Source organism: Desulfosarcina sp. (genome assembly GCF_041551955.1).
Taxonomy (GTDB): Bacteria; Desulfobacterota; Desulfobacteria; order Desulfobacterales; family Desulfosarcinaceae; genus Desulfosarcina.
On sequence record NZ_JBFELV010000147.1, the window covers coordinates 1 to 10,571 of the forward strand.

General features: G+C 57.0%; 6 protein-coding genes and 1 pseudogene. 6 read left to right on the forward strand and 1 reads right to left on the reverse strand.

Translation table 11 applies throughout. The annotated features are described in order from the left end of the window. Positions 1–324 (forward strand): annotated as a pseudogene (locus ABYV26_RS12700) (hypothetical protein); the annotation flags it as partial. 530 nt (positions 325–854) lie between these two features. Next, entirely contained in the window at positions 855–1,439 is a 585-nt protein-coding gene (locus ABYV26_RS12705; protein WP_372681537.1) for a GAF domain-containing protein, read from the forward strand. A 354-nt stretch (positions 1,440–1,793) separates the two neighbouring features. On the opposite strand, the gene carB is transcribed toward ABYV26_RS12705, so the two are convergent. Then, entirely contained in the window at positions 1,794–4,982 is a 3,189-nt protein-coding gene (gene carB / locus ABYV26_RS12710; protein ID WP_372681539.1) for a carbamoyl-phosphate synthase large subunit, read from the reverse strand. A 171-nt stretch (positions 4,983–5,153) separates the two neighbouring features. Here carB and ileS point away from each other — a divergent pair, with 171 nt between their 5' ends. From ileS to ABYV26_RS12730, 4 genes are all read left to right on the forward strand, one after another. Next, entirely contained in the window at positions 5,154–7,967 is a 2,814-nt protein-coding gene (gene ileS / locus ABYV26_RS12715) for an isoleucine--tRNA ligase (protein WP_372681541.1), read from the forward strand. A gap of 10 nt (positions 7,968–7,977) precedes the next feature. Continuing rightward, complete coding sequence (gene lspA, locus ABYV26_RS12720) at positions 7,978–8,544, forward strand: signal peptidase II (protein ID WP_372681543.1); 567 nt, start codon at positions 7,978–7,980, stop codon at positions 8,542–8,544. A gap of 160 nt (positions 8,545–8,704) precedes the next feature. Next, a complete protein-coding gene (gene holA, locus ABYV26_RS12725) occupies positions 8,705–10,150 on the forward strand; it encodes a DNA polymerase III subunit delta (protein ID WP_372681545.1) in 1,446 nt (481 codons plus the stop codon). 69 nt (positions 10,151–10,219) lie between these two features. Next, complete coding sequence (locus tag ABYV26_RS12730) at positions 10,220–10,429, forward strand: hypothetical protein (protein WP_372681547.1); 210 nt, start codon at positions 10,220–10,222, stop codon at positions 10,427–10,429. The last annotated feature ends 142 nt before the right edge of the window (positions 10,430–10,571 follow it).

Here is a 10,571-nt window from a genome sequence, read left to right on the forward strand (position 1 = left end):
AGCGGGATCCTGCCCGTCACGGTGCTCACCCGCCCGCACCCCTGCCCGGGGCGCTGCGTGTTCTGCCCCAGCGATGCGCGCATGCCCAAGAGCTATCTCGCCAGCGAGCCCGGCGCCCAGCGCGCCGAGCAGCACGGCTTCGACCCCTACCGGCAGACCCGGGCCCGTCTCGAGGCCTTCCGCTCCATGGGGCATCCGCTCGACAAGGTCGAGCTCATCGTCCTCGGCGGCACCTTTTTTTCGATGCAAATCCACCGCTACTGTCTGCCGCTCCTGCATGCCCGGCGAAGCTTGGTGATGCTGACGCCCACGGCAGAGGGATGAGATCTGAGGGCGCTGGACAGAAATGCGCACCCCATTCATAAAAAGAGCGGGCGGGCCGAAGGCATGTCGCCTAGCATGTCTTCGCCGTTTTCTACGCAGCGACCATGTCTATCGAATGGTGGGAGATTGAGGTATTGACAGTATTTTAGCATGCAATGGTACTCGAACAGGCAATCACCAATAATGGTATCTGTAATCGGGTCTAACGGGAAATCAAAACCTGCCGAAACCCTTAACTATCCTTGACAAAATCCATACGGTCTAGGTATAAAGTTCATCAATTCCACCTGACCTGACGCGTTTCTCCATCTGCTGAATATCGTCAAATCTCCCAATAGTACATTATCTTCCTTCGGATCACATTCCCCCTCGTTATGGTTAAACCGTAAGCCGAAGGATTGAAAAATGGAAGATGATCTGAGAGACTTTACTCGGTTTGTATGCAAGACCAATGAGATATATATCTTCAGAATAGTATGTCAATTTGTCTAAATTTTAGCATTTAAAACTGCTTGAATGAGGAAAGAGAAATGGAAGAAAGGATGACCCGATCTTATCGTCTTGCCGAGAAACTTTCACAGCTTTTTGACTTGGAGAGCAAAATAGATACGGTGCTTTCCGTTTCCATGTACTACCTAAACCAATTTATGGATTCCGAAAGGTCATCAATATTTTTATTTCAACCCTGGAATCAGCAACTTACCATCTTTTCATCCCTTGATCTTGAGAAGCATGAAATCTGTATTCCAAAATCTTGCGGTGTGGCTGGATGTGTCTTTGTAAACCGTCAACCGGCAGTCGTTAATAATGCCTATGAAGACAGTCGTTTTTACAAAGAGGTGGATGATTTGACAGGTTTTAAAACTCGCAATTTGATCTGTACGCCCTTACTTGATTTCAAGGGTAATTGTTTAGGTACCCTTCAATCACTGAACAAGAAAAGGGAGGACTTTACAACCGAGGACCTTGAATTATTGAACCTGGCTGCACGTATGATAGCTGCAGCCATCCATAACAGCAGACAATATACCGAGCTTTTCGTTAAACACGAAGCCAGTCGAACAGTTATAAGACAGATTGCTGACAACGGCGGTGAAATCTTAGATAAGCTGTAAACTGAATCACCTCGGATGTCATGTTTTTCGATTAGCGTGAAATGAGTACAGCACCAACATCGTTAAATTTTGGCCGTCTTCTAAAAAGCTATGGTATCATGCTGTCAATCCAGCTGCTATCTTACCACTTGATTCGGTTAATTGAACCCTCCCTGCGGACCCGATGAGCGGTATCTTGGCTTCGCTTTGACAAGCGGCTGGGAATGCGCACGCTATCACGGAATAAAGACAGGTCAGGAAAAATAAAAAGGGTAGACACGGCGTTCGTCGGTTGATATTTTTGACCTCCGACCTCCGACCTCCGACCTCCGACCTCCGACCTCCGACCTCCGACCTCCGACCTCCGACCTCCGTTCACTTCAACGCCCGCACATAGGACTGCAGCGTGCACAGCGCCTCCTGGCCCCGTTTTCGTGCAGCGATCCCCTTGGCGGCCGCCAGCGCGGCCGCAGGGGTGGTGACCTCCGGGATATGATATCGAATGGCGGTCTTGCGGATATGGGCATCGTCCTGCTGGCTCTGTCTGCCGCTGGGGGTATTGACCACCAGCGCCACATCGCCGGTTTTTATGGCGTCCACCAGGTCGGGCCGACCGAAGCCGAGCTTCTTCACCAATTCGGCCTGGATGCCGTTTTTCTTCAAGAATGAAAAGGTGCCGCGTGTGGCCTGGATGCCGAATCCCATCTCCTTGAACAGGCGGGCCGGCTCCAGTATGCTCGGCTTGTCGGCATCGGTGACGGTGATGAGTACTTTTCCCTGCATGGGCAGGGTGGGGCCGGCGGCTTCCTGCGAGGTATAATAGGCCATGCCGAAGATCTCCGCCAGTGCCATGACCTGTCCGGTGGACCGCATTTGCGGCCCCAGGAGAGGATCGGCTGCTTTGAACGTATCGAATGGAAAGACCGACGAGCGGATGCCATAGTGGGGCAGCAACCGGCGGGGCAGGTCCATTTCATCCAGGGTTCCGCCCAGCATGATCTCGACTGCCCGTTGGGCCATGGGAATGTTGCAGATCTTGGAGACCATCGGCAGCGAGCGGCACGCCCATGGCCTGGCGGCCAGCAGATAGACCGAGTCATTGTATACGGCAAAACGGGCATTGAGCAGCCCTTTGACATCGAGCTCCAGGGCGACCTTCTGAATGTAGGCGCTGATCGTCTCCACATGGCGCGGCGGCGTGCTGTAAGGGGGCATCACCATCGCCGAATCTCCCGAATGCACGCCGGCCAGTTCGATATGCTCCATGATGGCCGGCACGTAAATCGTCCTGCCGTCGCAAAGGGCATCGGCTTCCACTTCGATGGCGTACTCCAGGAACTGTTCCACCAGCATGGGCGATTCAGCCGAAACGGTCGTATTCATCAAATCCTGTTCCAGCATGTGGGCGTCCATGACGATGCTGTAGCGATTACGCTGCCTGTCTGCCGGTACACTGGTCACCAGGGGGTAGCCGATGGCTTCGGCCAGGTCCATGGCCTGCTCCGGCGTGCGAGCCATACCGATGTGGGGGTGGGGAATGCCCATGTCCTTCAGCAGGCTGCTGAACCGCAGGCGGTCCTGCGAGAGCGCCACCTGTTCGTGGGCGGTTCCCCATACCGGTAGACCGGCCTTGCTTAATTCACCTGCCAGATCCATAGCTGCGTATCCACCGAATTGTAGAATCACACCCTCGGGGCCTTCCGAGCGGCAGACGGCCTTGAGATCGTCAACGGTCAGCGCTTCGACATAGGTGCGGTCAAGATCGTTCAACCCGCCTGCAGCCGCGGGATTGGCGTTGACCATGACGGTCTGCCGGCCAGCGGCTCGCAGGGCCTTGGCACCGTGCACGCAGCAGTGGTCCAGTTCGATGCCGTGGCCGATGCGACCGGAGCCGGGACCGACAATCAGAACGCTTTTTCCCAGCGGGGCATGCCGGGTGCGGTCGCCGGCACGTGTGTTGAACCAGATACGGGAGGCTTTCCGATCAGCCGATGCACGGGGTCGGATGTTGATTCCGGCGTCGGACAGCAGGCGGCCCACCGCATCCGGCGACATGTTCAACAGACGGGCCAGCCCGGATACGGAAAAACCGGCGGCCGCCGCTTGGTCCAACAGGGACGCTGGAGCCGTCCTGCCCGCCTGATCGGCCAACTTCGTCTCCAGAGCCGCCCATTCAGCCAACTGATCAATCCAGTGGATGTGGATACCGGTCACCGTGGCGATCGCTTCCGGATCGGCACCTTTTTTCAGTGCCTGGTGCATCATGCACAGACGCTCCGGTGACGGCAAGACCAGCCGGCGCATCAGATCATCGACGCTGAGCTGGCTCAGTTCGGGCCTGTGGCCTACCAGTGGATGCCTGGGGGACCGGGAACGAACTGCCTTTTGGAGAGCTTCCAGCAGGCTGCGGCCGAGCCCCATGACTTCTCCGGTGGACTTCATGTGGGCATCCAGCCTAGCGGTTTCCCCGGCAAAGCGTTCGAATTCCCATCGCGGCAGACGAACGGCCGTCGTGGAACCGGGCCTTATACCCGCAGTTGTCGCTCCCGTTCCAGCCAGGGTATCGTCCAATCCTGCGCCCAGGCTGAGGCGGGCGTGGATGGTGGCAAGATCGATGTCGAAAGCCTTGGCGAAAAAGGCGCTCATTCTCGAAAACCACGGGTTCATGGACAGGACCAACACCTGGTCCTCAGCCGTTCCGACGGCAAATTTAACGTTGAGTGCACCAACCATCCTGATTTGGCCGGCCAGCTTGCACGCTGCCGCTTCCATTTGCCGGCGGGATTCGTCCCCGATGGTGACCGGCGGGATCACGGCCGCGGAATCACCGCTGTGAATACCCACGGGATCCATATTCTCGGCCATGCCGACGACCTCGACATGGTTGTCTGCATCTCTGAGCAGTTCCACTTCCACCTCGCGATACCCGGATAGTGCCCGCTCGATGCGCATTCCGCCCACCTTTTCGGAAGGCAGGCGTCCGCCGGAAGCCAGCAGGCGCAACTCTTCGACATTGTAGGCGATGCCCTGGCGCATCGCGCCGGCAGGATCGGCGGCGCGCACAAAAACAGGATATCCGATGGTCTCGGCAATTGCCGCCGCATCCGACACACTGTCGGTGGTTTGCCCGTCCGGTGCAGCCAAGCCGAGGTCCTTGGCGACATCAAAAAATGCCGACGGGTTGTCGATCAGTTCCAGGGACTTGTCGGTTGCCCCCAACAACTGAATCCCGTTTTCTTCGAGCAGGCCGCTGCGGGTGCATACGTTGGCCAGACGCATAGCGGTCGACCCGCCGACGGTGGGCAGCATCGCATCGGGCTTTTCCCTCAGGATGATTTCCGTCAGCGACTGCAGGGTCAAGGGGACCATGTAGGTGCGGTCTGCCGTTTCCATGTCTGCCGCCAGGGCGGACGGGTCGCAGTGAATCATCACCGTTTGAAGTCCCGCAGATCGGAATACCTCGCACGCCCGACAGGCAGCGTCGTCGAATGCGCCAGTCTGTCCGATGGTGACCGGGCCGGAGCCAAGAATGAGGACTTTTTCCATGGGGGGGTGGGGCGACATGATCTCTCCTTGAATGGGTTCGAGTCAAAGATAAAATCAACATATTGACCCAAAACCGGCCAGTTTTCAAGGAACAATATCGGCAAACCCGCCTTTCTATTGGCTTGACACGGACCGGTTTTCAACGTAAAAATCCCTGTTTATCATGAAATTACCGCTACGGAGGCATCGATGGATTACAAGAAGACCCTGAATCTTCCAAATACCGGCTTTCCCATGAAAGCGAACCTGGCCGGACGCGAACCCAATCAACTGGAAGCCTGGGACGCCATGGGCTTGTACGACCGCATCCGGGAGGCGTCCAAGGGGCGACCCTCCTTTATGCTGCATGACGGCCCGCCTTATGCCAACGGTCATATCCATATCGGGACGGCACTGAACAAGATCTTAAAGGACATCATCATCCGCTCGCGGCAGATGGCCGGCTTCGACGCCGCCTACGTTCCGGGTTGGGACTGCCATGGTCTGCCTATCGAACACAATGTGGACAAGGAGCTGGGGTCAAAAAAAAAGGAGATGACCCAGGCCCAGGTTCGCCGCCGGTGTCGGGCCTACGCGGAGAAATTCATCGACATCCAACGGGACGAGTTCAAGCGCCTCGGTGTAATGGGCGAGTGGGACAACCCCTACCTGACCATGAACTACCGCTATGAGGCGACCATCGCCAGGGAGTGCTGCAAGTTTGCCATGGACGGCAGCCTGTTCCGCAGCAAGAAGCCGATTCACTGGTGCTGCAGCTGCAAGACCGCCCTTGCCGAAGCGGAAATCGAATACCACGATGAGACATCACCCTCGGTGTATGTCAAGTTTGCGCTGAATGACGATCCGGCAGAAATATCCGCGGCCTTGGCCGGAAAAGCGGTCTATGTGGTGATCTGGACCACCACGCCCTGGACCCTGCCGGCCAACCTGGCCGTGGCTCTGCACCCCGATTACGACTACGCGGCCGTCGAAACCGGTGACGGGCAGGTCCTGATCCTGGCCCGGGAGCTGGTGGATGACTGCATGGGGATCTTCGGCATCGCCGACTACCGTATCCTGGCCGACCTCAGGGCCCGGGACCTGGAAAACAAGCGCTGCCGGCACCCCTTCTATGATAGGGATTCGCTGATCATCCTGGGCGACCATGTCACCCTGGAAGCGGGAACCGGTTGTGTGCACACCGCCCCCGGCCATGGTCGTGAGGACTACGACGTAGGCCTTCAATACGGGCTGGACGCCTATTCACCGGTCAACGACAACGGTGTATTCACCGAAGCGGTGAATCGGTTTGCCGGGCAGTTCGTTTTCAAGGCCAACGACAACATCAACCAGACCCTTGCGGACCAGGGGGCGCTGCTGGCCAAAGCCGATATCAAGCACAGTTACCCCCACTGCTGGCGATGCAAACAGCCGGTGATATTCCGGGCGACCCCCCAGTGGTTCATCTCCATGGAAAAGACCGGCCTGCGCAGCAAATCCCTTGAAGCGATCGACCGGGTCACATGGATTCCCCACTGGGGCCGGGAACGCATTTTCGGTATGATCGAAAACCGACCGGACTGGTGCGTCTCCCGCCAGCGGGCCTGGGGCGTCCCCATCACGGTCTTCGTCTGTGACAGCTGCGACGCTGTCCACATGGACGAGGCGACCATGAACCATGTGTTCGACCAGTTTGCCTCCCACGGGGCCGATGTGTGGTTCGAAAAAGAGGCGGCCGACCTGCTGCCCGTCGGTGCCGTATGCAAAAGCTGCGGACATGCCTCCTTTACCAAAGAGAACGATATCCTGGATGTATGGTTCGATTCTGGGGTCAGCCATGCCGCCGTACTGGAAGACCGTGACTACCTGCAGTGGCCGGCGGATCTCTATCTGGAGGGCAGCGATCAGCACCGGGGCTGGTTCCACAGTGCGCTGCTTACCGCCGTGGGCACCCGGGGAGAAGCGCCGTACCGCAGCGTGTTGACCCACGGCTTTGTGGTGGATGCCGAGGGAAAAAAGCAATCCAAATCCCTCGGTAACGTGGTGGCGCCCAAGACGGTCATCGACAAGTATGGGGCCGAGATTTTGCGCATGTGGGTCTCGGCGTCCGACTACCGGGACGATGTGAGGATTTCCGACAACATTCTCAAACAGCTCAGCGATGCCTACCGCCGAATTCGCAACACTAGCCGATTTCTGTTGGGGAACCTGAGTGATTTTTCCCCGGAGACTGACAGCGTACCGGTCGATCGGATGCTTGAGATCGACCGTTTTGCCCTGCACACGCTCCAGGGGTTGGTGGCGCGGGCGCTCAAGGCCTATGACGCATACGAGTTTCACGTGATCTACCACCGTCTGTACAACTACTGCACCGTTGACCTCTCCTCATTTTACCTGGACATCCTAAAGGACAGGCTTTACACCAGCCCGGCGGCATCCACGGCCCGGCGAAGCGCCCAGACGGCTATGTATGCGATCTTAGATGCCATGGCCCGGATCATGGCACCGATCATGCCTTTTACGGCCGAGGAGATTTGGCGCCATATGCCGGCGTTGAATGAAAAGGCGCAAAGCATTCACCTGGTCACATTTCCCCAACTTGACCCCGGGCTGAAGGATGACGTCCTGGCCAAAAAATGGGAAACCCTGATCAACGTGAGGGCCGAGGTAACCAAGGCGCTGGAGCAGGCTCGTGCGGAAAAGGTGATCGGCCACTCATTAGATTCGTCGGTCACCCTCGGACTCAGTGATGATCTTTACGCCATCATGAGCGATTTTAAGGAGGATCTTCGATCTATTCTCATCGTTTCCCGGGCGGCTATGGTCACTGGGGAGATTTCCGGTGCCTACGTCGGCCAGGAGACCGAGGGCATATGGGTCAAGGTGGAACCGGCCGGCGGCGCGAAGTGCCAGCGGTGCTGGGTCTATGACAACAGCGTAGGAAAAATAGCCGAGCATCCCACGATCTGCAGCCGTTGTGGTACCTCGCTGAAGCAGATCGACGTGATGGATAAGGCATCGTGATCAGGGGAATATGAACACTTCCCGGCCGAACACCCCCAAATTGGACAATCGATCGCCAAAGACCGGAAAAAATGCCGTTCGCGAAGCCCCGACTCCCTCCATGGGGATCAAACCGTTCGCCATTATTACCGGATTGGTCGTGCTGCTGGACCAGGCGACCAAAATCCTGGTCCTGGCAAGGATACCGCTGTATGATTCCATTCCGGTGATCGAGGGTTTTTTTCACCTGACACATATTCGCAATCCCGGAGGCGCCTTCGGTTTCATGGCGACTGGCAGCCAGGGGGTCCGCAATATTCTGTTTGTCGGCGTTTCGATCGCTGCCATGGGATTGATCGTTTATTTTTACCGCAGCACACCCAAAACGTATCCTTATTTGGCTTCGGCCCTGGCCATGATTTTCGGGGGAGCCGTGGGCAACCTGATCGACCGTCTGCGCTTCGGCGAGGTGGTGGATTTCTTGGATGTTTTCGTGGGAGCCTACCACTGGCCGGCCTTCAATGTGGCCGACAGCGCCATCACCGTGGGGATCACGATTTTCATTGCGCACCTGGTGCTGGGTAAAATGCCGAATTAGGAAGCCCCATTCAAAAACGCTCCATTTTGAAACCGGCTTTTTTGTCGCTTGGGTTCTTTTCGTTTTTCGGGTATATTGGGTTTAAGTGATTATACCCATTGCGGATTCTTGATTGTAAAATATTCAGTCTTCCGACCGTTGATCTCCGCCTTCTGATTCTATGCCAACCATTGCATACAACGCCTTTGCCGACTATCTGAGCCGCGCCGCTGCCGCCGACTGGCCGGCGGTTACGTTGGTCTGCGGTGAAGAAATGCTCTGCAAAAAAGCCTGCGAAGGGATCCTGGCTGCGTTGGTGCCTCCGGTGGAAAAGGCCATCGGGGTCGAGCATTTCGACGGCGGGGAGGAACCCATTGGCGGGGTGCTGTCCAGCATGAACACCTATGCCCTGCTTTCCGGCACCAAAGTCGTGGTGCTGCAGGACGCGCGGTTCTTTTACTCGGCCAAAGCCCAGCAGGGACTCCGCGAAAAGATGGTGCAGGCGGCCCGAAGCGGCGACATGAAGAAGGCCTCGCGGCCGTTTTTAAACCTGATGGCAATTGCCGGGCTGGCCTTTGAAGATCTGGCCGCACCTGTACTGAGATTGAAGGTCGTTGATCATGTTGATGGCGAGCCGCCGTCGTGGTTTTCATCATTGGTGGCATATTGTCGTGAGAACGGTCTTCGAATTCCGGAACGGCAAGATGATTCGGATTTACTCAAAACGGCCATGGAGAAGGGCTTTCCGGATGGGCACCGCTTGGTGATGACCACTGATTTTGTCGATCGTCGAAAGGCCCTGTTCAAAATCATCCATGAAACCGGACTGGTAGTGGACTGCACGGTTCCCAAAGGCGAGACGCGGGCGAACCGCATGGCTCAGGATACCGCCATGCAGGCGACCATGGACGATGCACTGACCCTGGCGTCGAAACGGATGGCTGTGGATGCCCGTCAGCGGCTGATGCAGTGGACCGGATTCGATCTTCGCACCCTTGCCGGCAGCCTGGAGAAACTGATTAGCTTTGTCGGCGATCGAGAAACGATCAGCGACGCGGATGTGACCACCGTGTTGCGGCGCACCCGCAAGGATCCCATCTTCGAGTTCACCAATGCGGTCGCCGATCGGGATTTGCCCGCTATCCTGTTTTTCACGCATAGCTTGCTGGAAGATGGGATCCATCCGTTGCAGCTGCTGGCGGCTGTGGCCAACCAGCTTCGCCGGCTGCTGCTGGCCAAAGACTTCATCGTTCGGGATCGTGGGCGGTCCTGGAATGCCCGCATGACCTTTCCCCAGTTTAAAACCGGCCCGTTTAAAGCGGTTCAGGCAGACGATGCGGCTTCTGCCTTGCGTACGGAAGGGTGGGCCGACCTCCTGAATCCGTTGGCCGAGGGTAAAAAACGGAAAAAGGCAGTGGCCAGTGATCTGGTTCTGGCCAAGAATCCGAAAAGCCCCTTTCCCGTTTTCCAGACCCTCAAAAAGGCGGGCAACTATTCTATAGCGGCACTTACGTCGGCCATGGTTGACCTGAGCCAAATCGATCTCCGCATGAAATCCACCGGCCAAGACCCCCGGGTGCTGCTGGAAACCTTCCTGATTGGTCTGTGCCGGAAAGCCGGTGGATAGGTGGCCATTAAATCACCATAACCGGAAAACCAAATGACAAATAAATCGCTTTAAAACTGAGGTCCGCGTATGGGCTTTCTTAAAACGCAGCAGGTAAATGTGGCTATTCGTCTGCTGGCCTGGCAGTACGAACGAAACGGCCAGCCCTTGCCGGAACGGGCATTACTGGAAAGGCATGCCCGGCAACTCGTGGATGATGCGCACCGCATCGCCCGGGAGCGGGGAGAAAATGTGCTTGCGATTTTAAAACAAATGGCGGCACAGGCGCGCCGGAAGTAACCGGAGGTCGGAAGTCGGAGGTCGGAAGTCGGAGGTCGGAAGGTGGAAGGTGGAAGGCGGAAGACCCGAACCCCGAACCCCCAACCCCGAACCCCGAACCCCCAACCCAGAACCCCTCCGGCAAATTGACATTGAAAAACAC